The organism is Winogradskyella eckloniae (assembly GCF_013249045.1).
Lineage (GTDB): Bacteria > Bacteroidota > Bacteroidia > Flavobacteriales > Flavobacteriaceae > Winogradskyella > Winogradskyella eckloniae.
The window spans coordinates 327,299-353,069 of the sequence record NZ_JABRWP010000003.1 but is presented as its reverse complement, the minus strand read 5'-3'; the positions used below and the strand labels follow the sequence as shown (position 1 = coordinate 353,069).

Below are 25,771 nucleotides of genomic sequence, written 5' to 3'. Positions count from 1 at the left end.
AATATTTATAATTATTCATCAACAATAACTAACTTGTTGCGCTAAATACACAAGCATATGTTTAAAACAACCGAAGATTCTAGAATTCAAATATCTGAATTAATGAAACCATCTCATGCTAATTTTGGCGGTAAAATCCATGGTGGTTATATTTTGAGTTTAATGGACAATATCGCTTTTGCTTGTGCATCAAAACACTCGCGTAGTTATTGCGTTACGGCATCAGTAAACAAAGTGAATTTCTTAAATCCTATAGAAGTTGGCGAGTTAGTTACCATGAAAGCCTCTGTGAATTACGTCGGAAAATCCTCAATGGTTGTGGGTATTAGAGTAGAATCTGAAAATATAACAACAGGAGAAAAAAAACACTGCAATTCTTCCTATTTTATTATGGTTGCCGTAGATGAAAATGGTAAAACTGTAACTGTTCCTGGTTTAATTCTTACTAATAAATTAGCCGCTAAACGTTTTATAAAATCTATTATTAGACGCGAAAGTGACTCTAAACGAAGTGAAGATTTAGAAGATCTTTACAAAAACGTAGAAGATCATTTAGAACAACTAAAAGATCATAGAGTTAAAATTGATTTTAAATAAAAAAAGCTGCCTCATTTCTGAAACAGCTTTTATCTTTTTTTATTAAGCGTTACATTATTGTTTAATAAAACGCTTAGTATGCGACGTCTTTTCGTTAGAAATTTTAACAAGATAAACGCCTGTTTTCCATGCAGACACGTCTATTGAAGCCTCTAATTTTGAAATTGACGTTTTATAAATACGTTTTCCTAAGACATCAAAAACCTCAAGGGTCAACAGATCTGCTGACTTTAAAACCTTAATGTTTAATCTATTTTTTGCTGGATTTGGCGAAATTGTAAAATCCTTATCCTGAAAATTATCCATGCCATTCTCAATAGATACTACGGCACTCATAGCATCATTATAACGCAATGAAGCGTTAGCATGTAAGGTGCTAAATAGAGTAACTAATAAAAGACTTAGTAATATTTTTTTCATAAGATCTCAAATTCTACTAAAGCTAAGTTAGTAATTATTAAATAATTATACTTGTACTTTATCGAAAACTATGCCAATTACTTACTTAAATACATTTTTCTTCTTGCATAGAGATCATAAAACTGATCGTCCTTTAGACTATCTATAAACAATATACTTTCTCCAGTACTTTTCATTTCTGGTCCTAATTGCTTATTTACATTAGGAAACTTATTGAATGAGAACACAGGTTGTTTTATAGCATAACCTTCTAATTGTGGATTAAAATCAAAATCGGTTACTTTCTTCTCACCTAACATAACTTTAGTTGCATAATTTACATAAGGTTCCTTGTAAGCTTTCGCAATAAATGGCACTGTACGCGATGCTCTTGGGTTCGCTTCAATGATATAAACCACCTCATCTTTTATAGCAAACTGAATATTAATTAAACCTACAGTATTTAATGCTAATGCTATGGTTTTTGTATGGTCTTTAATCTGTTGCATTACCAATTCTCCTAAGTTAAAAGGAGGTAATGTTGCGTTACTATCACCAGAGTGAATACCACAAGGTTCAATATGCTCCATTATACCTATGATATAAACATTTTCGCCATCACAGATTGCATCTGCTTCTGCTTCAATTGCTCCATCTAAATAGTGATCTAACAATAATTTGTTACCTGGAATAGACTTTAATAAATCAATAACATGAGATTCTAATTCTTGCTTATTAATTACAATTTTCATGCCTTGTCCACCCAAAACATAAGACGGTCTTACTAAAATTGGAAAATCTAAAACATCAGCAATAGCAAGAGCTTCATCTGCAGATTCTGCTACATCAAACTCTGGGTAAGGAATATTATGTTCTTTTAAAATATTAGAAAAACTACCTCTATCTTCAGCTAAATCTAAAGCTTTAAAGCTAGTTCCCATTATCTTAACTCCCCATTTTTCTAACTTCTCAGCAAGTTTTAAAGCGGTTTGTCCACCTAACTGAACAATGACACCTTCTGGTTTTTCATGCTGAATGATATCATAAATGTGTTCCCAAAAAACAGGTTCAAAATAAAGTTTGTCTGCTATATCAAAATCTGTTGATACTGTTTCAGGATTACAGTTAATCATAATAGTTTCATAACCACACTCTGCAGCTGCCAAAACACCATGTACACAACAGTAATCAAACTCAATACCTTGCCCAATTCTATTAGGTCCAGATCCAAGTACAATGATTTTCTTTTTATCACTAACAATACTTTCGTTTTGCACGTATACTTCACCTTCTGCTGTTTCTACTTCACTTTCAAAGGTTGAATAATAATAAGGTGTTTGCGCCTTAAATTCAGCCGCACACGTATCTACCAATTTAAATACACGGTTAATATTTAAATCCATTCGTTTTTTATGCACCTGACTTTCTAAACATCCTAACATATGAGCAATTTGTCTATCACCATAACCTTTTTGCTTAGCTTCTAGTAACAATTCACGCTCAATGGTATCAATTTTAAATGTTGAAATTTCTTTTTGAAGTTGAAACAACTCTTCGTATTGTCTTAAAAACCACATATCAATTTTAGTGATTTCGTGAATACGACTCAACGGTATTCCGATAGCAATAGCATCATAAATTACAAATACTCTATCCCAACTTGCATAGGTTAGTTTTTCTATAATAGTATCGTAATCTGTATGTCCTTTTCCGTCTGCACCTAATCCATTTCTCTTAATTTCTAAAGATTGTGTGGCTTTATGCAATGCTTCTTGAAACGAACGACCAATAGACATTACCTCTCCTACGGCTTTCATCTGTAGTCCTAAGGTTCTGTCTGATCCTTCAAATTTATCAAAATTCCAACGTGGTATTTTTACAACAACGTAATCTAATGTTGGCTCAAATAAAGCTGATGTAGATTTCGTAATTTGATTATCTAATTCATCTAGTGTATAACCAATGGCCAATTTAGCAGCAATTTTAGCAATAGGATAACCTGTCGCCTTACTTGCAAGTGCTGAAGAACGCGATACTCTTGGATTAATTTCTATTGCAATAATTTCTTCTTCATCATCTGGACTTACTGCAAATTGTACGTTACATCCACCAGCGAAATCACCTATACTACGCATCATATGTATGGCCATATCTCTCATTTTCTGAAATGTCTTATCAGATAATGTCATTGCTGGAGCAAGTGTTATAGAATCACCTGTATGAATTCCCATAGGATCCATATTTTCAATGGTACAGATAATGACAACGTTGTCGTTTTTATCTCTAAGTAACTCTAATTCATATTCTTTCCAACCGATTAAGGCTTTATCTATCATAACCTCATGTATAGGAGACACCTCCAAACCATGGGTTAATTTTTTATCAAATTCTTCTTCTTTAAAAACAAAAGAAGCTCCTGCTCCTCCTAAAGTATAGGACGCTCTAATCACTAAAGGAAAACCAAATTCTTGTGCAATCTCTTTACCTTTAAGATACGAGGTTGCTGTTGCTTGAGGTGCCATACCAACACCGATTTTTAGCATTAATTCTCTAAACTGTTCTCTATCTTCAGTAATATTTATGGCATCAATATCTACACCTATAATATCTACTCCAAAATCTTCCCATATTCCTTTTTCATCCGCTTCTATACAAAGGTTGAGTGCTGTTTGTCCTCCCATTGTTGGCAAAACAGCATCAATTTGAGGATGCTCTTTTAATATTTGAATTAAAGATTTGGTATTCAATGGCAACAAGTATACATGATCTGCCATTGTTGGATCTGTCATGATTGTTGCAGGATTTGAGTTAATTAAAATGGTTTCAATTCCATCTTCTCGTAATGAACGTAAAGCTTGAGAACCAGAATAATCAAATTCACAGGCTTGCCCAATAACAATAGGACCTGAACCAATTAGTAAAATAGATTTAATGTTGTTATTTTTTGGCATGAGGATTTATATTTAATTGTGACGTAAATACAGTTTCGTTTTTTTTTAGCTGTGCAAAAATAGTTAACAATACGATACAAAAAAAGGCGTTACACCTAAGTAACGCCTTTTATATATTAACAATTGTTAATCATTATTTTTTATGTCTTGATTCAGTTGAAACAGACAATTTCTTTCTTCCTTTAGCTCTTCTACGTGCTAAAACTTTTCTTCCGTTAACAGAAGCCATTCTTTCTCTGAAACCATGTTTGTTTCTTCTCTTTCTTTTTGACGGTTGAAACGTTCTTTTTGGCATGTCTTATATTTTTAAAAACTAATATTCTAATTAATTATTTGAGGGCTACCTCAAAACTGCGTGCAAATATACAACAAGTTTTTACTTTAGCAAGTCTGAAAATAAAATTTTTTATTTAGATTTTTATTACCTTTGCGCTCCGCAAAAAACAATAAACATGTTTCATAAAAATATTAAACTAGTAATTGCAGCATTAATCATAGGATTTGGGATCTATCAGTTTACTGAAGGTTATATTGGTAATGGCATAATGTATATACTATTGTCCACCATTTTTATTTTCCTATACTTTAAAAATGAAATGATACTGCTCGCTTTTTTAAAATTAAGAAAGCAAGATTTTGCTGGCGCAAAAAAATGGCTAGATAAAATAAAGAATCCTGAAGCAGCTTTAGTAAAAAAACAACAAGGCTATTTAAATTACTTAAATGGTATCATGGTTTCTCAAACCAATATGAACGAAGCTGAAGGTTATTTTAAAAAAGCAATCAATTTAGGTTTATCTATGGATCATGATTTAGCTATGGCAAAATTAAACTTAGCTGGTATTGCGTTTTCTAAACGCAGAAAACAAGAAGCTCAAAAATTATTGGCAGAAGCCGAAAAACTAGATAAAAGAGACATGCTTGCTGAGCAAATTAAAATGATGAAACAACAAATGAAAAAGGCTGTAATTCCTAAACAGCAATATGGTCAACCAACATCTGCGAGACAAAATCGTAGAAGTAGACGATAAATTTCGTTTTTCATTTTACAATAAAAAAGGCTCAAACAAAAAATGTTTGAGCCTTTTATTTTACATATACTTTTTATAATCTACTATAATAAAGGTGCCATTAAACGTGCAGTGGCTTCAATCAACTTTGTTTTTTTTGAGCGGCTTTGCCAGGTTATTAATTCTAGCCGCTCACAATCTTTTAGATCTATATTAAAATAATTGGTCAGTGCTTTACTGATGGCTTTATCATAGATCAGAGCATTAACTTCAAAATTAATATTAAAACTTCTATAATCCATATTGGTTGTTCCCACTGTACTAAACACACCATCTACAACCATAGTTTTAGCGTGTATAAAACCTTTAGTATATTGATAAACGTCTACACCTGCTTCTAAAAGTAATTCTAAATACGAATTTGTTGCATATTCTGCTATCCAAGAATCGGACGTTTTAGGCACAATAACTTTAACAGCAATATTACTTCGGGCGGCAACAATGAGTGCTGTCACAATTTCACTATTAGGAATAAAATAAGGCGTTGTAATATAAATGTGATCTTCGGCATTAGTAATTCCAACAAAGATAGCCTCCATTATATTAGACCAATCTGTATCTGGTCCGCTCGCTGCTATTTGTATAGGTACATTTTGCTTACAATTATGATTTGGAAAATAGGCCTTAGAGATTTCAACAGGTTTATCATTTACAAAATCCCAAGTCGTAAAAAATAGGATTTGTAATTGTTTAACAGCTTCGCCAACAACACGTATATGCGTGTCTCGCCAGTATCTGTTATTATTAGCATTTACATAAGTATCAGATATATTAACACCTCCAACATAACCTATTTTTCCATCTATTACAATAATTTTTCTGTGATCTCTATAATTCATCTGACCCGTAAATTTTGTAAATAATACAGGCATAAAAGCAAACATCTCTACATTGCAAGCTATTAACTTACGTTTCATGGATGACGAAATGGAACTACCAACATCATCAATAACAATTCTAATTTCTAGACCTTCTTGAGCTTTTTCACACAAAAGATTGAGTACTTGTGTTCCTATTTCATCATCTTTAATTACAAAATATTCGAGATGGATATGATGCTCGGCTGCTTTAAGATCATCAATAAGCAATCTAAACTTTTCATCGCCATTTTTAATGAGCTTTACATCATTATTTATGGTAAGTCTAGATTTTTCATTATTGTACAATAATGGGATGAGTTTAGACTTTTGATCTAACAAATCATCTACAGCATTAATTTGTTTTGTATTAAGCTCTAGTTGCTTTTGAATCTTTTGTATCGTAGACTGATTTAATACACGTTTTCTATTAAAGATTTTTGTTTTACGGTATTCTTGTCCAAAAAGATAATAAACAATTAAGCCAATAAAGGGGAAAGCAAGTAACCCAATAATATAGCTTAGCGCTTTGGTTGGGTTTACTTTTTTTAACAATATGGTCACTACCGCAGAAAGCGCAATAGTATAATTTAATACAATGAGTATTTGCCAGATATGGTTTCTAACAAATTCCAATAATTATGGCTGAACGGTATAATAACCTTCTTTTGGTATTTCTATTAAATAAGATTTACGAGATTTATTATTTAAATGCGCCTCTCTTAACCAAGGATTATGCAGTTTTAAAATCTTGTAATTTATACCAAAACGTTTCGCAAATTTTGCAAAATCAGTAACTGCTGTATCCACTTCTATTTTATAGGTTGGCACTTCCTTATATAAATGCGACTTATTAAAATTAAATCCATATTTATCAGGATGAGATAGAATTTCTTTCAATGCTACAATTCTAAAGACATAACGACCCGTTTCTTCTCCTAACAATAAATCGTAGTAACTCGTCACATCTTGAGCCTTTAAGCGTTTAGAAACACCATAATTACCAGCATTATATGCCGCAGCTGCTTTGGTCCAAGACCCTAAATTTGCTTTAGCTTTCTTTAAATAATCACAAGCTACTTCTGTTGCTTTTTCTATGTTATAACGCTCATCGACGTTGTCATTAACTTCTAAGCCGTTTTCTCTACCTGTTGCTTTCATAATTTGCCAAACACCACTTGCACCAGCTGGCGATTTCGCGGTTTGAACTAATCCACTTTCTATGACTGCCAAATATTTAAAATCATCTGGAATACCATTTTTTTCGAGTATTGGCTCTATAATTGGAAAATACTTTTGAGCACGCTTAAACATTAAAAGTCCATTAGACTGCCAATAGGTATTCACCAACAATTCACGGTCCATACGCTCATAAATATCTGGATTTTCTACAGGTACAGGTTCACCAGCAAAGTTTAAGTTTTCTGGCATTTCTAAGGCATATACGTTATAATTATTAACGATAGGATCTTCCTTACCTAATTGGTAATCTGATGGTGCTTTTTCATCCGGAGATTTTTGCATTGCAAAAATAAATAAGCCAGATATACAAACAACTCCTATTAACGCTAATATATTTTTTAAGACTTTCATAAGTATTCTTTTTTCTAATTTATAAATGTAATCAATCTATAAGCAACATTCAAATTCAATGATTAATTAGTTTTGGTAAATTTTCGTTAAACCATTTATACTTATTAATAATCATTATATGAGAACCACCTTCTATAATGATAGAATTTCCTACACACGAATTCGGAAAAACAGCATCCTTACTTCCATGAATATATATCGCATCTGGATGCGCTTCTTCTTGATCCCAACATACCACTTGTTTTATTGACCAATCGAGATAAGTTTTATCATTAACAGAAAGGTACTTCTTATATAAATCTACACGTTTTTTAATGGTTTCACCAAACGCATACTTTGCTAATAAATCTATATTACTAACTAATTGTGTCGGTAAAAAATTATACGCTTTTGTAACTTTAAGTAATTTTAATCGTTTTGGCAGTTCATAATGTGATTTTACGCTAGACACAACAAACAATTTTTTTACGCTTATAAACTTACTCATTTCTTGCACTAATATGCCACCAAAAGAAACACCGAGCAACACAACATTATCATGCTTTATAAACGTACACATGCGTTGTGCATAGGCCTGAAGCGTCTCGCTTTTATTAGGAATTTGCCATTCTAACCAGTGTATCTTAAACTGGTCCTCTGGCAATTTAATATATTCAAATATCAATGGGTTTGCAGCCATGCCTGGCATTAAATATACATGTGTGATTTTGGGATCCATAGGTCTTAAAATAATTTAAATGGGACGTCCTAATTATTTACAATTTAAGGTTTTAACAACTACAATTAATTACTTTCGTTGATTTTTTGTACCTTTGCAAAGCAAAACTATATAATTTTATAGTATCTACACGCCAACCGCTAATCTTAAATTAAAGAAATTATGACAGAAACTGCTGAATTGATTGACAATGATTTTCTTCGTCAATTTGAATTAAAGGTTGAAAACGACATGGCCATTATTGAATATTCATTACAAGAACGTAAGATCTTCTTAACAAAAATGATTATTCCTGATGCCATAAGAACAGATGAATTTGAATTAGATTTTATAGACCTTGTATTCGCTAACATTAAAGAAAGAAACATTAGTGTAGTGCCAACCAGTCCTGAAATCGCAAAATTTGTAAGACGAAATAGAAAATATAAGCGCATGTTACCAGTAGGAATTCGCATATAATTTCAAAAACATAACAACTAAAAAATCCGAAACTAAACAGTTTCGGATTTTTTTTATTTATCAAAGTAAACTTGAGGAGTTCGATTTATAAAAACTCAAACCTAACCAAACCATCTTCATCAATTTTTTTGAGTTTAACTTTATGTAAGGTATTTACTAATTCTGGATTCCAAGGCGATTTTACTTTAACATAATTCTCTGTAAAACCATGGATATAACCTTCCTTATTTTCGCCTTCAAATAAAACCGTGCGTTCCGTTTCTAGTTGTTTTTCGTAGAATGCACGACGCTTTTTTGCAGATAAACCTCTTAGCATTTTACTGCGTTTTGCTCTTACATTTTTATACACCACACCTTCCATAGTTGCTGCTTCAGTATTATCGCGTTCTGAATAAGTAAACACATGCAGATACGATATATCGAGCTCGCTTAAAAAGTTATAGGTTTCTAAAAAATGCTCATCTGTTTCTCCCGGAAAACCAACAATAACATCCACACCAATACATGCATGTGGCATAACTTCTTTTATTTTAGCAACGCGATCTACGTACAATTCTTTCATGTAACGCCGTTTCATCTTTTTCAAAATATCGTTGCTGCCACTTTGTAATGGCACATGAAAATGTGGTACAAATGCTCTCGATTTAGACACTAAATCAATCGTTTCATTTTTAAGTAAATTGGGCTCTATAGATGATATTCTTAGCCGCTCTATGCCTTTTACCTTATCGAGTTCAGTGACTAAATCTAAAAAAGTATGTTCGTGTTTTTTATTCCCAAACTCTCCTTTACCGTAGTCGCCAATATTTACACCTGTTAATACAATTTCTCTAATGCCTTGTTCTGAGATTTCTTTTGCATTCTTTAAAACATTACTCATCGTATCACTACGCGATATGCCTCTTGCCAAGGGAATTGTACAATAGGTACATTTATAGTCGCAACCATCTTGCACTTTTAAAAAAGCTCTTGTTCTGTCACCTATAGAATAACTCCCAACATAAAAATCTGCCTCTTCAATTTCACAAGAATGGACTTCTCCAAAATCATTTTTTGTTAGATCATTTAGATAATCTGTAATCTTAAATTTTTCAGTAGCACCTAAAACTAAATCTACACCATGGACATCTGCCAATTCTTCTGGTTTTAATTGGGCATAGCAACCAATAGCCGCAACAAATGCTTCTGGATTATTCTTTTGCGCCTGTTTTACAATAGATTTAAATCGCTTATCTGCATTTTCTGTAACTGAACAGGTATTAATTACATAAATATCTGCTTTTTCCTTAAAGTCTACACGATAAAATCCTTCATCCGAAAAACTTCTTGCTATAGTCGAAGTTTCAGAAAAATTAAGTTTACAGCCTAAGGTATAAAAAGCTACTTTTTTTGATTCCATTTTTTGTCGTCCTAAATTTGTTTCAGGCTCTTTTTAATTTATATTTACTTATTGCAAAAATTTAAGTGCGCAAATTTACGTAAATGTTAGTGGTCTTGCAATCAAATAGACAGCACTAACGTTAAAATCATTAAATACTTAGTATATGTCTAAAGCCAAAAATCGAATTAGCGAAGTTATTTCATTTTATAAAAATAATGATACCGATCTTGGCTATCGTAAACTAATGGATTGTGTTATTGACACCCAAGACTTAGACTTGTATCGCGCTGTTATTGATTTAACAGAATGGAAAGAAAATAATCCTGATAAGACCTCTGAATTTATCGAAAAATCATTAGCTATTCTAGAGCGTGCATCTCAACTCCCAATTACAGTATACGCTACTGATATACCTGTAGTTTCTGGTAAAGCTTTAACCAAAAGTTATGGTACAAACCGATTTCAGCTAGGTCCTATTTCTGTAGATATCAACAAAGGAGAAGTTTATGGTTTGGTTGGTGAAAACGGAAATGGTAAAACAACCTTACTTCGCATATTAGCCAAAGAAATAAAGCACAATACAGGTTCTTTAGATTTTAATTTTGACACCTCTTACAACTCAAACTACGACCTAAGAACTAACTTAGTCTACATACCGCAGCGCACGCAAAAGTGGTATGGTAGCTTAAAAGACAATCTAAAATTTGTTTTGTCTAACTATGGTATTTCTCCAGAAGAAAACGAAACTAGAGTGCTTATGATGATCGCTCGTTTTGGGTTATGGAATTATAAACATTTAAAGTGGAATGAATTATCTTCTGGCTACAAAATGCGTTTTGAATTGGCCAGAACCTTACTTAGACAGCCTGAGTTACTTTTACTAGATGAGCCTTTGGCTAATTTAGACGTTTTAGCACAGCAAGTGATTTTAGAAGATTTAAAATCTATGTGTAATTCTCTCAATAACCCAATTGCATTGATTCTTAGTTCTCAACAATTATATGAAGTTGAAAAGATTTCAGATAAAGTAATATATCTGAAAGATGGAAAATACAAAGACAATAAAACTTCAAACAAGGCGGAAAGCAATCAATTAATTGTAGAATTAGATAGTACTGCAGAACGCCAAGCGTTACTTAATGTATTTAAAGACTTAAATCTTGAAAAATTAATCTTTAATGGCGGAATTTACGTAGCCTATTTTCATAACACTACCAGTTTTTCTTCTGTGCTTGAAGCCTTAGGAAAGCATAACATTGAAGTTACCTATACTAGAAATATAACCGCCTCAACCCGTCGTTTTTTTGTTTCTTAAATACTAGAATTTACTTATGAAAAAATTTATACATAAAACCAACCAATATTTACTAGAACGTTATCCTACCATTTGGAATACGCGGTTAGTTTGGATGCTATTAAGTGCCTTTTTGCTACACTTACTATTTTTTGTTGTTGGATTTCTGACCCTTACCAATCCAGAAATTCTACATGAACACAATGTAAAAGACGTCTTTTTTAAAAATGGAGCTGTCTATTTTACCACCATGGTTTCCATTCTGCTGCTAGTAGGTTGGCTCATTTATATGTTTAAAAACAATGGGTTTAAAAATTTCTACCCAACATCTAATTTAAAACTATATGGTCAATTTATCAGCTATATAATTATCATATATAGTTGTAGTACCTTTTTCTTATCGTATAATTTTGGAGTAAAATCATACATAGCGTTTAAATATCCAGACGCGCAGATATCTAAAGAAATTGGCATTGCCAATGATGTCGCCATGTTCTTTTCTGAAAACGTTAACGATTATACAATTAATCGTCGTAATTATCCTCAACTATTTTTCGATTTGTATTGCGAAACAACAGCTGATTTTATTGACGAGCGTTTACCCTTTGAAGAATTCGCTGGAGAGAAGTATCAATTTTTTAATTTAAGTACAAAAGAAATATCAATAGACGAATACCAGGTTTATAATTCTTACAATACAATAGAAGATACGACATTAATTACTCCTATTTATACAAAGGAATTAGACAGTACTGTTGTTTTATATTTTAAAGATTCAGTAGTGAATATTAAACCTTATTTAAAAACAATTAACCCAAGTTATTACAATGCTTCTTCTACCTTTTATATAGCCAAAAACGACACTTTAATTGACCATCACTTTAAAGACTACACATACAATTCTAATGTATATATTGATTATGAGTACAATTCTTATGACGATCGTGTATTTACATTGAGAGATTTTTACAGAAACAAAAAAAACGCTGAACTTTTAGACCGAAATGACAAAGCTGAAATCACTACTTTAATTGATGACTTTTTAAAAATTTCTGACACCTACAAAATACCGCACAACTTAACAGCAAAAAAATGGACGGATTTAGTTTACCATCCTGATACTTTTGAAGTTAAACACTTTATTAGAACAGAACCAAAAGACCCATATTTTAATTCAGAATTTATATATGAACAAACTAAGCTCGAACAATTTTACAGCGAAAGAGTTACCCCTTTGTTCTATCAAAACGCAGCATTAAAAAATACCTTTGAAAATATAGAAGACATAAAAGCATCCACACCATTTGCAGATAGTATTCATTTCTTTATGTGGTTTGCCTTTTTCTTTTCTTGTATTATTTTTATGTTTAGAACTACAGGTCTTAAACCGTTACTGTTTTCTGTAATAACCGTTGGTATTATTGCCTTAATTATTGCTTTACTAGGCACTGTTTTATCTTATGTACTGACGTCTATAGAAGATACAATTAGCTACACATTATTATATTTTTCATTAATTCTTAGCACTATCATTTTAGCAATCCCTATCTTATATTCAGATCGTATACGCAAAATAATAGTTGGTATTTGTGTAAACATTTCTATAATTGGTTTTCCGTTGTACTTATTATTAATTATAGGAACAATAGCAACGCATCAAGAAGATGCCTGTAGAGAACGCAAAGATTATTACCAATCTGGTTATCAATGTGATACAATATTCGATTGGTTTGATGTCAATTGGAGTTTTGTATTTTTCTTTGGCGCCTTGCTATTTTTATTCTTTTTTACGAATTCAATAAAAAAGTGGAAGGCACTTTCTGAAGGATAGATTATGACGCAGGCAATTCATTTTTTTAGTGCATCTTTTTTTAAAATACTATGTATTCCTTTTTTTATAGTGGTTTGTTCGTGTACAAATAATACTAAAATTAACAAGGATCATCTTGTATTTCGGTACAACGAGCATAAAAACATTGGGTCACTAGATCCTGCGTTTTCAAAAGATTTGGCAGATATTTGGGCTACACACCAGTTATTTAACGGTTTAGTACAAATGGACCATCAGTTAAATGTAAAACCTTGTATTGCAAAAAACTGGACCATTACTGATAGTGCCACCACCTACACATTTACGCTTAGAAATGACGTCTATTTCCATAAGCATCATTTTTTTAATAGTGATTCTACTAGGCGTGTAAATGCATCAGATTTTGAATACAGCTTCAGCAGATTACAAGATAAAAATGTGGCATCACCAGGAAGTTGGGTTTTAAATAAGGTTAAAGCTTATACGGCCTTAAATGATTCGATTTTTCAGGTGAAATTAAAACAACCGTTTCCAGCATTTTTAGGGTTATTAACCATGAAATATTGCTCTGTGGTTCCTAAAGAAATTGTAACGCATTTTGGCAATGACTTTAGATCAAACCCAATAGGGACAGGACCATTTAAATTTAAGCGTTGGGAAGAAAACCTGAAACTCGTTTTTAGAAAAAACAATCATTATTTCGAAACCGATTCCTTAGGTCAAAATCTACCATACTTAGAAGCCATTGCAATTACCTTTTTACCAGATAAACAGAGTGAATTTCTTCAATTTGCGCAAGGTAATATTGATTTTGTGTCGGGATTAGATGGCTCATATAAAGATGAAATACTTACCTCTCAAGGGAAACTAAAATCACACTATGCGAAGGACGTAAAAATGATACGTGGTCCATACCTCAATACGGAATATTTGGCTTTCTATATGGAAACAGACGTAAAAAGTATTCAAGCTTTAAAACTGAGAAAAGCAATTAATGTAGGTTTTGATCGTACTAAAATGATGACTTATTTAAGAAACGGTATAGGCATACCTGCTAATGGCGGTTTTATCCCTAAAGGTTTACCTGGTTTTGATCCTTCCATTGGTTTCACTTATCAACCAGAATTAGCGAAACAATTAGTTTCAGAATTTATAAACGAAACAGGCATAAAAAACCCAGAAATCACACTAACAACAACCAGTAATTATTTAAGTTTTTGCGAATTTATTCAACGCGAATTACAAAAAACGGGCTTACTGGTAAATGTAGATGTCATTCCGCCATCAAGCTTAAAAGATGCTAAAGCAAATGGACAGGTTGATTTTTTTAGAGCCAGTTGGATTGCAGATTATCCTGATGCTGAAAATTACTTGAGTTTATATTATAGCAAAAACTTTGCGCCTTTTGGTCCAAACTATACGCATTTTAAAAACGAAGTATTTGACAAAATGTATGAAGCTTCATACTTAGAAACTCAGCCAGAGGCACGAGCACAATTATATACCAAAATGGATTCCTTAATCATGGAAGCCGCTCCAATTGTACCTTTATTCTATGATGAAGTCGTGAGATTTACTCAAAAAAACATCACAGGCTTAGGTATAAATCCTAATAATTTATTAGAATTAAAATCCGTAAAAAAAACGAAAAATTAAATTTACGAATTACTTACCATCCTCTATTTCAAAATTTTTAAAGTAATACAAATCATCTCCACCTTCACCTTTTAATCGTCTTGAAGACACATAACCTGTAGATAAATCTTCGTTTAGAAAGAATGAAAAATCATCACCTTTACTATTAATAGGTTCTTCTAAAAGCAATACAGGTTTCATTAAATTTGAAGAATTTAAATCATAGCAGTATATATCTAAACCACCAATACCACCTCGTCTGTCTGAAGAAAAATAAAGTTTGTTATCAGCACTCACAAAAGGATAAATTTCAGTTCTTGATGAATTAATGTCTTCACTAAGTTTAGTGATTTCGCCATACGTTTCATGATCAGTTACCGACACTTTATATAAATCAGATTTTCCTTTTGTGCCCTTTATAGTAGATACAAAATATAATGTATTACCATCAGGACTTAAAGCAGGATGCAAATAGTTGAAATTTTTATCGCAAAATGGCAGCGTTGTAAAATTGGTCCAGCCTTTACCCTCTTCGTACTCTGCACGTTGGATTAAGAGGTTAAAAGTGTTTTTTCCTTGTAATTTATTATCGCCAGCTTCAGTTTGGTTAGATGTAAAATACATGTATTTTCCATCTTTAGAATAGGTTGCAGCTGTCATATTGTGCATACCTACTTCTTTTCTTTTTACAAGTTGTGCATCTTCTATTTCACCATCTTCTGCTACAACACCTTCATAAATACCATAAAGTGTTTGAGAAAATTTATCTAAAATAACACGTCCATTTTTTCTGGTAAGATTAGAACTAAAATACACTTTATCTTTTACGACTCTCGCTGCGAAATGATCGAGTTTATTATTTATTTTAAGTTTTTTAACTTCAACATCTTGAGCAAAACCAAATGTTACAATAAATAAAAAAAGTAGGTTTAATTTGGGTTTTAATTTCATATTATTCTCTTCTATATTGTTTTGTTTCTTCATATACATGCTCTAAAATAGCCTTGTCTTGCTCTGTAAATTCAATAGATCTTCTAGACATTACTACTTTAGCGACTTCAAATACTTTTTGGGTTTTATAGGTTACAAAACCACTGTTTCCGCCCCAAGAAAAACTTGGAACAAAATTACGTGGAAAACCACTTCCAAAGATATTAGAACTTACACCAACAACCGTACCAGTATTAAACATGGTATTAATTCCACATTTACTGTGGTCTCCCATCATTAGTCCACAAAATTGTAATCCGGTTTTTGCAAAACCTTCGGTTTCATAATTCCAAAGTCTTACCTCTGCATAATTGTTTTTTAAATTACTGTTGTTTGTATCTGCACCTAAATTACACCATTCACCTAAAACAGAGTTGCCTAAAAACCCATCATGACCTTTATTAGAATAGCCGAAAATCACAGAATTACTAACCTCACCGCCTACTTTACTGTGTGGACCAACAGTTGTAGGACCATACACTTTTGCTCCTAATTTTAAAGTAGCATGATCACAGAGTGCTAAAGGTCCTCTAACCATAGCGCCTTCCATAATTTCTGAATCTCTACCAATATAAATTGGACCAGCACTTGCATTTAAAGTTGCAAAATTTAAAACAGCTCCTTTTTCTATAAAAATGTTCTCGCTATTTATAGTTTGCACTGTATCTGGTATCGGTTCAGATTCTCTATCCTTGGTAATTAATTTAAAATCCTCATCTATTGCTTCACCATTTTTAGCAAATATGTCCCAAGTGTTTTCAATTTTTAGAATTGAGCTTTGTAACTCAATCGCTTCAAACTGTGAAAAATCTTTATGCTCTTCTCCTTCTTTAGCATAGAAGGCTATAACATCTTCATCTTTAAATAATGCTTGGTTATGTTTTAAATTTTTAACAATTTCAACAACTTCAAGATTTGGAAGAAAAGACGCATTAATCATAATATTTTCTTCCATCTCTACCATAGGAAACTTATCAGATAAATAATCTTCCGTTATCGTTGTTGTAGTATATTCTAGAAAGGATTCCCATTTTTGACGAATGGTTAAAATACCTACTCTAATATCTGCTACAGGTCTCGTAAACGTAAATGGTAATAAATTATTTCTGTAAGGACCGTCAAATAGAATATAGTTCATATTGAAATTATAGATTTAAGTTTATAGTGCTACTAATGAGGTAGTCTAACACGTCAAAAGTAGCTTAAATGTACAAAACAGAAAAGCCTTTCTGTTAATTAGAAAGGCTTTTTCGATTATCGGTAAGCTAGGTTTATTTCTTAAACTTAGCGTATTTGTTTTTAAACTTATCAATACGACCAGCAGTATCTACTAACTTAGATTTACCAGTGTAAAACGGGTGAGATGTTCTAGAAATTTCTAATTTTACTAATGGGTATTCTGTTCCATCAACATCAATAGTTTCGTTTGTATCTGCTGTAGATTTTGTTAAAAACACTTCTTCATTAGACATATCTTTAAACGCTACTACTCTATAATTTTCTGGATGTATTCCTGCTTTCATCGCTAAATTCTTTAATTGTATTCAATTTTCGAGGTGCAAATTTAAGTAATTTTTACAAACCTACAATCTTTTTTACTAAATTTTATTATACAAATGTATGTAACATTTATGTAACTTTGAGTACTAACTAATTAATTAACCAATAAATTAACACTATTATGGATCAAAATAAACCACCAATTAAACCTATTGCTTATAATTTCGGCATCTATTTAGGGCTTTTAACTATCGCCAGTCTTGTAATTTTATATGTATTGAATATTGAAAGCCATTGGATTGCAAGTGTACTTAGTACCATAGCGACTATCGTCATCTTTTTTTACGGAATTAATACTTACAAAAAGCAAAATGCCAATGTATTAAGCATTAAAGATGGTTTAAAAACAGGAATGGCTATGGCACTAATTGGCGGACTTATTTCTGCTATATACGCGGCAATTCATTATGCATACGTAATGCCTGAGTTTTTATTAGGAAAAAAAGAAGAAGCTTATAACCAAATGATGCAGCAAAACCCTAACATGAATGGCGAGCAATTAGAAATGGCAACTAAGATGCTCAATATTTCTACCTCTGAGTTTTTTATAGCTACCATGATGCTGCTTGGAAGTTTATTCTTTGGTTTTATTGTTTCTTTAATTATATCTGCAATTCTAAAAAATGACCGTTAGTATCCTTAATTATTTTCTCTATTTTTGACCTTTAGTAATTAGACCAATACTCAATGGATATATCAGTAGTAATACCACTACTTAACGAAGACGAATCTTTAAAAGAATTACATAACTGGATAATATCTGTGATGCAATCGCATCAATTTTCTTATGAAATTTTATTTATTGATGATGGCAGTACTGATAAATCTTGGAAAATTATTACAGAACTTAGTGATATAAATCCTGCTGTAAAAGGCATTAGATTTCTAAAAAACTTTGGAAAATCACAAGCTTTACACGCTGGTTTTGCAAAAGCCAAAGGCGATGTCGTAATTACTATGGATGCCGATTTACAGGATAATCCTGAAGAAATCCCAGAACTCTTTAAAATGATAAAGGAAGAAGGATATGAACTTGTTTCTGGCTGGAAAAAGAAACGTTTTGATTCTTATTTTTCTAAAAATTTACCATCTAAACTATTTAATTGGGCTGCAAGACGTACCTCTGGTGTTACCCTTAATGATTTTAATTGCGGATTAAAAGCCTACAGTAATACTGTGGTAAAACATATAGATGTTTACGGCGAAATGCATCGTTACATCCCTGTTTTAGCTAAAAATGCTGGCTTTGTCAACATAGGCGAAAAGGTAGTAAAACACCAAGCACGTAAATATGGTCATACCAAATTTGGCATGAATCGATTTATCAATGGGTTCTTAGATCTCATTACCATTTGGTTTATATCTCGATTTGGAAAACGGCCTATGCATTTATTTGGAGCACTTGGCGTTATCATGTTTTTTATTGGCTTTGGGTTTGCCTTTTATTTAGGCATAGACAAGTTATTTCTTAACCCAACTGGTCGACTTATTACAGAGCGTCCACAATTCTATATTTCCCTCTCTACAATGATTATAGGTGCGCAATTATTTATTGCAGGATTTTTAGGCGAACTTATTTTACGCTCTAACCGTCAGCAACAACGCTATTTTATTAAGGAAAACCTTAATCTAAAATAAGGCTTAGATTTTTAGGTCAGTTAGTCGGTTTCAATTTGCGAATTGTTTATTTTTGTTTAACTATATATGAAACTTATCTTAAACTAAACAACCATGATACATATTAAACCAGAAATTTTAGACCGTGTAAATGCTTGGCTGACTCCAACGTTTGATCAAGATTCTCAAAAACTTATTAAAGATATGATTGCTTCTAATCCCAAAGAATTAGAAGAAAGTTTTTATAAAGATCTAGAATTTGGAACTGGTGGAATGCGTGGTATTATGGGTTTAGGCACAAACCGAATTAACCAATACACCTTAGGTAAAAACACGCAAGGTTTAAGTAATTATCTAAAAACATCATTTCCTGATGAAGACCTAAAAGTAGCTATAGCCTATGATTGTAGACACAATAGTAATACGTTTGGTAAAGTTGTAGCAGATGTGTTTTCTGCCAATGGCATAAAAGTATTTTTATTTGAAGACCTTAGAGCAACACCAGAATTATCTTTTGCTCTAAAACATTTAGGATGTCACTGTGGCATCGTATTAACAGCATCTCACAATCCACCAGAATATAATGGCTATAAAGTGTATTGGCAAGATGGAGGGCAATTAGTTCCGCCACAAGACGCTGGTGTAATTGCCGAAATTAATAAATTAGACTATGCTGAGATTAAGTTTGAAGCCAACTCAGATTTAATTCAATATATAGGAAAAGATGTAGATGATGTTTTTATAGACGCTTCAGTAAAAAATGGAAGTTTTGACACTGCTTCAGCCGCTAAAGAAAATTTAAATATCGTCTTTACCTCATTACATGGCACATCTATAACCGCAATACCAGAAACTCTAAAACGTGCTGGGTTTACTAATGTAAATATTGTTGAAGAGCAACGTGTACCAAATGGCGATTTTCCAACGGTTGTTTCTCCAAATCCAGAAGAACCAGAAGCTTTAAAAATGGCAATGGAACTGGCTCAAAAGGTAGATGGTGACATTGTAATTGGTACAGATCCAGATTGTGACCGTTTAGGTGTAGTAACACGAAATTTAGAAAACGAATTGGTTATTCTTAACGGTAACCAAACCATGTTATTAATGACAGACTTTCTGTTGAAACAATGGAAAAATTCAGGTAAAATCAACGGTAATCAATTTGTAGGTTCTACAATTGTTTCTACACCAATGATGACCGTGTTAGCCAATGCCTATGATGTAGAATGTAAAATTGGCTTAACCGGATTTAAGTGGATTGCTAAAATGATTAAAGATTTTCCAACTATGGACTTCATTGGTGGTGGTGAAGAAAGTTTTGGATTTATGGTTGGCGATTTTGTACGTGACAAAGATGCTGTAACATCAACGCTTCTAGCATGCGAAATTGCGGCACAGGCCAAAGCAAATGGAAAAACATTGTACCAAGAATTAATAGATTTATACGTAGAACATGGATTCTTTAAAGAGCGTTTAATCTCATTAACTAAAAAAGGAATTGAAGGTGCTCAAGAAATTAAGCAAATGATGATTGACGCCAGAGATAATCCATTAAAAGAGATCAACGGCCAAAAAGTGGTATTAATAGAAGACTACGATTTATCTATTTCTAAAAACCTTCAAACCAACGAAAACACTACAATTGATATTCCTAAATCTAATGTATTAATTTATTATACTGAAGACGGAAGTAAAATTGCATTACGACCAAGTGGTACTGAACCAAAAATAAAATTCTATATCAGCGTTAATACAGATCTTGACAATTCGTCAGATTTTGAAAAAACGGAGCAATTGTTGGATAACAGAATTGATGCTATCCTAAAGGATATGAATTTGTAATGAATGGATTATATAAAAAAGTTATCTAGGTTTATTGTTCCTTATAAACGATATGCTTACCTCAATATATTTTTTAACGTACTGTATGCTTTATTTAGTACGCTAGCCATGGTGTCATTGATGCCAATGATTAACGTATTGTTTGGTGAAACTAAACAACTCAACACCAAACCTGTATATAAAGGAATTACAGCACTAAAATCTTATGGCGAAGATTATTTAAATTATTTTGTAACCACAACTAACGCAAGTGATGGGCCACAGCGCACCTTGCTTTACATGATTATATTAATCATAGGTCTGTTTTTACTGAAGAATATTTTTAATTACTTAGCCTTATTTTTCATAACTTTTTTAAGAAATGGTGTTCTCAAAGATCTTAGAGATTCTATTTATAATAAGGTAATGACCTTACCGATTTCCTATTATTCTGAAAAGAAAAAAGGAGATATTATCGCTAGAATTTCTGGAGACGTCAACGAAGTTAAAAACTCTTTGCTCGCTATATTAGAACTGATTGTAAAAGAACCGTTAACCATAGTTTTTGCCATTGTAACCATGTTTACAATCTCTATGAAACTCACCATTTTTGTATTTCTATTTATTCCTATCGCTGGATTAATAATTTCTAGAATTGGAAAAAGTTTAAAGAAAAAATCGAATCGTGTGCAAACAGAACAAGGTGTATTTCTTTCTACTTTAGAAGAAACATTAAGTGGACTTAAGGTGATAAAAGGGTTTAATTCAGAAAAACGATTTAACGATAAGTTTCAAGAATCTACAAATCGATTTTACAACTTCTCTAATACCTTAATGAATCGTCAAAATTTAGCTTCACCAGCAAGTGAATTTTTAGGCATAGCCACTATAGCTGCTCTATTATGGTATGGAGGCAGTATGGTTTTAATAGACAACAGTCTTTCTGGTGGTGCGTTTATAACATATATGGCATTAGCATACCAAATATTAACACCTGCTAAGGCAATTAGTAAAGCCAGTTATAAAGTTAAAGCAGGTAATGCAGCAGCAGATCGTGTATTAGAAATTATTGAAACACCTTCAATACTTGAAGACAAACCAAATGCATTGGTAAAAACAGATTTCACTTCTGAAATTAAACTAAATAACATCTCATTTAAGTATGAAGATGATTTTGTACTTAAAAACTTCACATTAGAAGTGCCGAAAGGCAAAAGTGTGGCTTTAGTAGGCCAATCTGGTAGCGGAAAAAGTACTATTGCCAATCTGGTAACTCGTTTTTACGACGTAAATGAAGGCCATATATCTATTGATGGTACCGACATTAAAGACATTACAAAACACTCATTGCGCCATTTAATGGGATTAGTAACTCAAGATTCCATTCTATTTAATGACAGCATAAAGAATAACCTTTTATTAGGTAAGGAAGATGCCACTGACCAAGAAATCATAGACGCATTAACTATAGCAAATGCTTGGGAATTTGTAAAAGATTTGCCAAATGGCATTGATACCAATATTGGCGATTCAGGTGGCAAATTATCTGGTGGGCAAAAACAACGCCTTAGTATTGCAAGAGCTGTACTAAAAAATCCGCCAATTATGATTTTAGATGAAGCCACTTCAGCTTTAGATACAGAAAGCGAACGATTAGTACAAGATGCTTTAGAAAATATGATGAAAAACAGAACCTCCATTGTCATTGCGCATCGTCTTTCTACGATTCAAAATGCAGACCAAATAGTCGTAATGCAAAAAGGAGAAATTGCAGAACAAGGCACACATACTGAACTTATTTCTAAAAATGGCGTCTACAAAAAATTAGTAGAAATGCAAAGCTTTGAATAATACACAAGCTTCACTAACAGACTGACCTAGTAATACTTATATTTAAATATAAACGAAAAAAGGATGTGTAATTAAACACATCCTTCTCTGTTGTTATCAGATTTGGGGAACTGATAACGGTTAATAGGTTAAGCTGGTACAAACATATATTAAATAAACATACAAAGCAAGAAAAAAATGCATTTTATCGATTATTTTTGCATTTAATCGTTATAATATATTTTATCTATCTGATTATAAGCGACTTGCAAATAACTTAAATTTAAAATATTTAGTCCCCTAAACTTTTAGTAAATTCACAAGTCTAATTAATACTATTTCTAATCATAAAATAGCATAAAATAAATCAATTGATTGACGAATCAGAATTTATAGTGCGTCTAAAAAACCCTATTCAAAAAGAAGCCGCTTTTAGAGAATTATTACAACTCTATAAAGAGCGCTTATATTGGCATATCCGAAAAATTGTTAAAAACCATAATGATGCCGATGATGTTCTACAAAATACGTTTATAAAAATTTATCGCAGCATTGATAAATTTAAAGGCGATAGCCAATTGTTTTCATGGATTTATAGAATTGCCACCAACGAATCTATAACACTCATTAATAAAAACGCAAAACGCTTACAGATTACGAACGAAGAATACCAGACAAAAGCCATAAATAATTTAGAATCTGACGTCTATTTCGAAGGTGATGCTATACAACTAAAATTACAAAAAGCCATTGCGACATTACCAGAGAAACAACAGTTGGTTTTTAATATGCGTTATTTTGAAGATTTAAAATATAAAGATATGGCTGAAATTTTAGAGACAAGCGAAGGTGCGCTAAAGTCATCGTACCATATTGCAGCAAAAAAAATTGAAGCCTATTTAACTTCAAATTAAACCATTTTAAAAATTTGAAGTCTTATATATAGAAACAGTTAAAAAAGAAGTACTGAATCAAGTTCAGCTTAAAATGAAAAAAGAACACATACATAACATTAAATCATCTGGGTTTAAAACACCTGATAATTACTTTAATTCAATAGACGATCAAATTTTAGGTCGAATTAATAAAAGTGATGCGTTAAGTGGTATAGAAGCACCAGGCTTCACTGTTCCTTCATCTTACTTTGACACTGTAGAAGCGTCAATTCTAGAAAAAATTGAAGACAAAGCAAAAACGCCTGTCATTCAATTAAAACCTAGACGTACCCTTTATTATGTCGCAGGCATTGCTGCTAGTCTATTATTATTAATTGGTTTGGTGTTTAATAATGAGGAAGAACTTAGCCTTAATACCATAGACACTGCAAGTATAGAAAACTATCTATACCAAGAAGAATATAGCTATGACGAATTAGCAACATTATTTAAAACTGAAGACATCTCTGAAACTGACTTTATTGATATTAGTATTTCAGAGGATTATTTAGACTCATATTTAGAAAACATAGATACAGAAGATTTTATTTTAGATTAAATTAAATGAACGTATCAAAAAATAGAAATTCATTATTGAAAATAGAAATACAATGAATAAGACTTTATTAACCATAGTAATAACGCTATTTATTTCCGTTAGTGCATTTGCACAACGCTTAGACAGAGCAAAACTTAAAACATTAAAAATTGCGCACCTTACAGAGCAACTCGATCTCACGGAAGCAGAAGCGCAAAAATTTTGGCCAGTATATAATGCCAATGAAGATGCCAAGTCTAAATTAAGAGAGCAATCTTCTAAAAGACGCCAAGAAAAAAAAGCAGACGAGCTTTCTGAAAGTGAAGCCAAGTCATTATTGTTAGAAATGGAAAAAATTGAAAAACAAAAAGTAGAATTACAATCTCAACTACTAAATCAATTACTTGAAATTTTACCAGCAAAAAAAATAATAAAACTGTACCAGGCAGAACGCTCTTTTAGACAAAAAATGTTTGACGAGTACAAAAAACGACATAGTAAGGAAAAGAAAAAATAAACCAGATCACAGGAAGCTCAAAAGGCTTCCTATTTTTATTCTCTAAACGTTAATTTACTAATTCTCCCTTTTCCTGCTGCGTAAGCCACAGAATCGTTTGCAAAACGAATAGTATAAAAACCTTCGTCACTGAGATGTTGCCATGAATTCCCTGCATCACTGCTATAATCTATACCTTTAAAACCAATGGCAACAAGTTCTTTTCCTTTAGAATTAGGAATATATTGCACACAACTTCTGTAACCAGGTCCTATTCCGTTAGCAACCACTTGCCAAGTTTTTCCACCATCATGCGTTCTAATTTTATTATTTATTGTGGCATTAGGTTTGGTATAATCACCTCCAATTGCAAAACCATTTTTTTCATCATAAAAATCTACGGAATACATACCTGTTGTTTCTTTACCTTGTATAATTGGTGTTTCAAAAACTTCCCATGTTTTCCCTTTATCTGATGAATATATAATTCTACTTGCCTTCCCTCCTGTTGCCACCCAAGTATGGTCGCCAACAATAGCAATATTGGTATCACTAGCAGCAAATGCAGCTTCGCCTTCTTTTGCTTTTGGTAACTCCTCACAAGATAGTTTTGTCCATGTGTTTCCGCCATCTCTAGTAATAATAACACTCATACAATCGTCTGTTGGGTCTCCAATAGCAATCCCTTCTTGGTCGTTCCAGAAGTCCATAGAATCATAGAACACTTTTGGATGGTTTTCTTGATAAACAACCTTATTTTTTTCCAAATCTGCATCTAAGCTATACACCATAGCAGGATTGCCAATAGTGATCCCATAACCATATTCATCTCGAATGGCCATGGCTCTAAAATTTAACTTTAACGAATCCTTAGACAAATTAATTTTATGATTATAAAATGGTAAATCACTTAAGGAATCTACATGCTCAATGAAATATTTAGGAAGCAACACGCCAAATTCGCCTCTAGATGTCAAATACACAAGAAACTCTTGAGGTTTTTTAACAAGGTCAATGGCTCTAACATTTAGTGTAGAATCTTCAACCAATGTTTCTATACTAACTGTTTTTCGCTTTGTGTTTAGGGTGTCAAAATTATTATTAAATATATTTAAACAGAAACTACCAATTCCTATACTTACAAACGCTATAACAAGATTTAAAAACAATTTATTCATAGTGCTATATTTTCCTTAAATATAAAAAAGCTTTACGGCATA

24 protein-coding genes are annotated in these 25,771 nt (G+C 32.1%); 13 read left to right on the top strand and 11 right to left on the bottom strand.

Going from position 1 to position 25,771, the window contains the following annotated elements; translation table 11 throughout:
* Positions 1–57: 57 nt before the first annotated feature.
* Positions 58–597 carry an acyl-CoA thioesterase gene (locus HNV08_RS06880; protein ID WP_173280435.1) on the top strand — a complete coding sequence of 180 codons (540 nt, stop codon included), beginning with the start codon at positions 58–60 and terminating at the stop codon, positions 595–597.
* Between the two features lie 54 nt (positions 598–651).
* On the opposite strand, the gene HNV08_RS06875 is transcribed toward HNV08_RS06880, so the two are convergent.
* The 3 genes from HNV08_RS06875 to rpmH all read right to left on the bottom strand — a co-directional run bounded on the left by HNV08_RS06875 (position 652) and on the right by rpmH (position 4,242).
* Positions 652–1,017: a T9SS type A sorting domain-containing protein gene (locus tag HNV08_RS06875; RefSeq protein WP_173280434.1), complete on the bottom strand. Its 366-nt coding sequence runs from the start codon at positions 1,015–1,017 to the stop codon at positions 652–654.
* 77 nt (positions 1,018–1,094) lie between these two features.
* Positions 1,095–3,947 (bottom strand): carbamoyl-phosphate synthase large subunit, encoded by a 2,853-nt coding sequence (gene carB, locus HNV08_RS06870; protein ID WP_173280433.1) that lies wholly within the window; start codon positions 3,945–3,947, stop codon positions 1,095–1,097.
* Between the two features lie 133 nt (positions 3,948–4,080).
* Positions 4,081–4,242 carry a 50S ribosomal protein L34 gene (gene rpmH / locus HNV08_RS06865; protein WP_115818167.1) on the bottom strand — a complete coding sequence of 54 codons (162 nt, stop codon included), beginning with the start codon at positions 4,240–4,242 and terminating at the stop codon, positions 4,081–4,083.
* Positions 4,243–4,399: 157 nt separating this feature from the next.
* Here rpmH and HNV08_RS06860 point away from each other — a divergent pair, with 157 nt between their 5' ends.
* Positions 4,400–4,978, top strand: coding sequence for a tetratricopeptide repeat protein (locus HNV08_RS06860; RefSeq protein WP_173280432.1), 579 nt, complete (start codon positions 4,400–4,402; stop codon positions 4,976–4,978).
* An 83-nt stretch (positions 4,979–5,061) separates the two neighbouring features.
* On the opposite strand, the gene cls is transcribed toward HNV08_RS06860, so the two are convergent.
* The 3 genes from cls to HNV08_RS06845 are packed head-to-tail and all read right to left on the bottom strand — an operon-like array spanning position 5,062 to position 8,185.
* Positions 5,062–6,510 (bottom strand): cardiolipin synthase, encoded by a 1,449-nt coding sequence (gene cls, locus HNV08_RS06855; protein ID WP_173280431.1) that lies wholly within the window; start codon positions 6,508–6,510, stop codon positions 5,062–5,064.
* Positions 6,511–6,513: 3 nt separating this feature from the next.
* Positions 6,514–7,467, bottom strand: a complete 954-nt coding sequence (locus HNV08_RS06850; protein WP_173280430.1) for a lytic transglycosylase domain-containing protein — start codon at positions 7,465–7,467, stop codon at positions 6,514–6,516.
* A 55-nt stretch (positions 7,468–7,522) separates the two neighbouring features.
* Positions 7,523–8,185, bottom strand: coding sequence for an alpha/beta hydrolase (locus HNV08_RS06845; protein ID WP_173280429.1), 663 nt, complete (start codon positions 8,183–8,185; stop codon positions 7,523–7,525).
* A 162-nt stretch (positions 8,186–8,347) separates the two neighbouring features.
* Between HNV08_RS06845 and HNV08_RS06840 the strand changes: the two genes are divergently transcribed.
* Positions 8,348–8,644, top strand: coding sequence for an N-acetyltransferase (locus HNV08_RS06840; protein ID WP_173280428.1), 297 nt, complete (start codon positions 8,348–8,350; stop codon positions 8,642–8,644).
* Between the two features lie 85 nt (positions 8,645–8,729).
* Here HNV08_RS06840 and mtaB read toward each other — a convergent pair whose 3' ends face one another.
* Positions 8,730–10,043, bottom strand: a complete 1,314-nt coding sequence (mtaB, locus tag HNV08_RS06835) for a tRNA (N(6)-L-threonylcarbamoyladenosine(37)-C(2))-methylthiotransferase MtaB (RefSeq protein WP_173280427.1) — start codon at positions 10,041–10,043, stop codon at positions 8,730–8,732.
* Between the two features lie 145 nt (positions 10,044–10,188).
* Here mtaB and HNV08_RS06830 point away from each other — a divergent pair, with 145 nt between their 5' ends.
* Genes HNV08_RS06830 through HNV08_RS06820 form a run of 3 tightly spaced genes read left to right on the top strand, consistent with a single transcriptional unit; the run spans position 10,189 to position 14,785 of the window.
* A complete protein-coding gene (locus HNV08_RS06830) occupies positions 10,189–11,340 on the top strand; it encodes an ATP-binding cassette domain-containing protein (RefSeq protein WP_173280426.1) in 1,152 nt (383 codons plus the stop codon).
* Between the two features lie 16 nt (positions 11,341–11,356).
* Positions 11,357–13,150: a hypothetical protein gene (locus tag HNV08_RS06825; protein ID WP_173280425.1), complete on the top strand. Its 1,794-nt coding sequence runs from the start codon at positions 11,357–11,359 to the stop codon at positions 13,148–13,150.
* Positions 13,151–13,153: 3 nt separating this feature from the next.
* A complete protein-coding gene (locus tag HNV08_RS06820; RefSeq protein WP_173280424.1) occupies positions 13,154–14,785 on the top strand; it encodes an ABC transporter substrate-binding protein in 1,632 nt (543 codons plus the stop codon).
* A 9-nt stretch (positions 14,786–14,794) separates the two neighbouring features.
* Here HNV08_RS06820 and HNV08_RS06815 read toward each other — a convergent pair whose 3' ends face one another.
* From HNV08_RS06815 to HNV08_RS06805, 3 genes are all read right to left on the bottom strand, one after another.
* Entirely contained in the window at positions 14,795–15,748 is a 954-nt protein-coding gene (locus HNV08_RS06815; protein ID WP_173280423.1) for a TolB family protein, read from the bottom strand.
* Complete coding sequence (locus HNV08_RS06810; protein ID WP_173280422.1) at positions 15,717–16,892, bottom strand: GlmU family protein; 1,176 nt, start codon at positions 16,890–16,892, stop codon at positions 15,717–15,719. Before HNV08_RS06810 ends, HNV08_RS06815 begins: the two co-directional genes overlap by 32 nt.
* Positions 16,893–17,025: 133 nt before the next feature.
* The gene (locus tag HNV08_RS06805; protein WP_173280421.1) at positions 17,026–17,277 is read right to left on the bottom strand and encodes a type B 50S ribosomal protein L31; all 252 of its coding nucleotides are present in this window, start codon (positions 17,275–17,277) and stop codon (positions 17,026–17,028) included.
* Positions 17,278–17,435: 158 nt separating this feature from the next.
* Here HNV08_RS06805 and HNV08_RS06800 point away from each other — a divergent pair, with 158 nt between their 5' ends.
* The 7 genes from HNV08_RS06800 (at position 17,436) to HNV08_RS06770 (ending at position 24,572) form a co-directional block, all read left to right on the top strand.
* A complete protein-coding gene (locus tag HNV08_RS06800; protein WP_173280420.1) occupies positions 17,436–17,948 on the top strand; it encodes a DUF4199 domain-containing protein in 513 nt (170 codons plus the stop codon).
* 53 nt (positions 17,949–18,001) lie between these two features.
* Positions 18,002–18,952, top strand: coding sequence for a glycosyltransferase family 2 protein (locus tag HNV08_RS06795; protein ID WP_173280419.1), 951 nt, complete (start codon positions 18,002–18,004; stop codon positions 18,950–18,952).
* Positions 18,953–19,045: 93 nt separating this feature from the next.
* On the top strand, positions 19,046–20,773 hold the full coding sequence (locus HNV08_RS06790; RefSeq protein WP_173280418.1) for a phospho-sugar mutase: 1,728 nt from the start codon (positions 19,046–19,048) through the stop codon (positions 20,771–20,773).
* A gap of 3 nt (positions 20,774–20,776) precedes the next feature.
* Positions 20,777–22,603: an ABC transporter ATP-binding protein gene (locus HNV08_RS06785; protein WP_173280417.1), complete on the top strand. Its 1,827-nt coding sequence runs from the start codon at positions 20,777–20,779 to the stop codon at positions 22,601–22,603.
* Positions 22,604–22,953: 350 nt separating this feature from the next.
* Entirely contained in the window at positions 22,954–23,496 is a 543-nt protein-coding gene (locus tag HNV08_RS06780) for an RNA polymerase sigma factor (RefSeq protein WP_173280416.1), read from the top strand.
* Positions 23,497–23,569: 73 nt separating this feature from the next.
* Positions 23,570–24,076, top strand: a complete 507-nt coding sequence (locus HNV08_RS06775; RefSeq protein WP_173280415.1) for a hypothetical protein — start codon at positions 23,570–23,572, stop codon at positions 24,074–24,076.
* 52 nt (positions 24,077–24,128) lie between these two features.
* On the top strand, positions 24,129–24,572 hold the full coding sequence (locus HNV08_RS06770; protein ID WP_173280414.1) for a hypothetical protein: 444 nt from the start codon (positions 24,129–24,131) through the stop codon (positions 24,570–24,572).
* A gap of 35 nt (positions 24,573–24,607) precedes the next feature.
* Here the strand turns inward: HNV08_RS06770 and HNV08_RS06765 are convergent, their stop codons facing one another.
* Positions 24,608–25,729, bottom strand: coding sequence for a WD40/YVTN/BNR-like repeat-containing protein (locus tag HNV08_RS06765; RefSeq protein WP_173280413.1), 1,122 nt, complete (start codon positions 25,727–25,729; stop codon positions 24,608–24,610).
* Between the last annotated feature and the right edge of the window lie 42 nt (positions 25,730–25,771).

Bases quoted from the DNA above. Each gene is read 5' to 3' on its own strand.
- HNV08_RS06880 (WP_173280435.1), top strand. From the start codon at position 58: ATGTTTAAAACAACCGAAGATTCTAGAATTCAAATATCTGAATTAATG.
- HNV08_RS06875 (WP_173280434.1), bottom strand. From the start codon at position 1,017: ATGAAAAAAATATTACTAAGTCTTTTATTAGTTACTCTATTTAGCACC.
- carB (WP_173280433.1), bottom strand. From the start codon at position 3,947: ATGCCAAAAAATAACAACATTAAATCTATTTTACTAATTGGTTCAGGT.
- rpmH (WP_115818167.1), bottom strand. From the start codon at position 4,242: ATGCCAAAAAGAACGTTTCAACCGTCAAAAAGAAAGAGAAGAAACAAA.
- HNV08_RS06860 (WP_173280432.1), top strand. From the start codon at position 4,400: ATGTTTCATAAAAATATTAAACTAGTAATTGCAGCATTAATCATAGGA.
- HNV08_RS06850 (WP_173280430.1), bottom strand. From the start codon at position 7,467: ATGAAAGTCTTAAAAAATATATTAGCGTTAATAGGAGTTGTTTGTATA.
- HNV08_RS06845 (WP_173280429.1), bottom strand. From the start codon at position 8,185: ATGGATCCCAAAATCACACATGTATATTTAATGCCAGGCATGGCTGCA.
- HNV08_RS06840 (WP_173280428.1), top strand. From the start codon at position 8,348: ATGACAGAAACTGCTGAATTGATTGACAATGATTTTCTTCGTCAATTT.
- mtaB (WP_173280427.1), bottom strand. From the start codon at position 10,043: ATGGAATCAAAAAAAGTAGCTTTTTATACCTTAGGCTGTAAACTTAAT.
- HNV08_RS06830 (WP_173280426.1), top strand. From the start codon at position 10,189: ATGTCTAAAGCCAAAAATCGAATTAGCGAAGTTATTTCATTTTATAAA.
- HNV08_RS06825 (WP_173280425.1), top strand. From the start codon at position 11,357: ATGAAAAAATTTATACATAAAACCAACCAATATTTACTAGAACGTTAT.
- HNV08_RS06820 (WP_173280424.1), top strand. From the start codon at position 13,154: ATGACGCAGGCAATTCATTTTTTTAGTGCATCTTTTTTTAAAATACTA.
- HNV08_RS06815 (WP_173280423.1), bottom strand. From the start codon at position 15,748: ATGAAGAAACAAAACAATATAGAAGAGAATAATATGAAATTAAAACCC.
- HNV08_RS06810 (WP_173280422.1), bottom strand. From the start codon at position 16,892: ATGAACTATATTCTATTTGACGGTCCTTACAGAAATAATTTATTACCA.
- HNV08_RS06805 (WP_173280421.1), bottom strand. From the start codon at position 17,277: ATGAAAGCAGGAATACATCCAGAAAATTATAGAGTAGTAGCGTTTAAA.
- HNV08_RS06800 (WP_173280420.1), top strand. From the start codon at position 17,436: ATGGATCAAAATAAACCACCAATTAAACCTATTGCTTATAATTTCGGC.
- HNV08_RS06795 (WP_173280419.1), top strand. From the start codon at position 18,002: ATGGATATATCAGTAGTAATACCACTACTTAACGAAGACGAATCTTTA.
- HNV08_RS06790 (WP_173280418.1), top strand. From the start codon at position 19,046: ATGATACATATTAAACCAGAAATTTTAGACCGTGTAAATGCTTGGCTG.
- HNV08_RS06785 (WP_173280417.1), top strand. From the start codon at position 20,777: ATGGATTATATAAAAAAGTTATCTAGGTTTATTGTTCCTTATAAACGA.
- HNV08_RS06775 (WP_173280415.1), top strand. From the start codon at position 23,570: ATGAAAAAAGAACACATACATAACATTAAATCATCTGGGTTTAAAACA.
- HNV08_RS06770 (WP_173280414.1), top strand. From the start codon at position 24,129: ATGAATAAGACTTTATTAACCATAGTAATAACGCTATTTATTTCCGTT.
- HNV08_RS06765 (WP_173280413.1), bottom strand. From the start codon at position 25,729: ATGAATAAATTGTTTTTAAATCTTGTTATAGCGTTTGTAAGTATAGGA.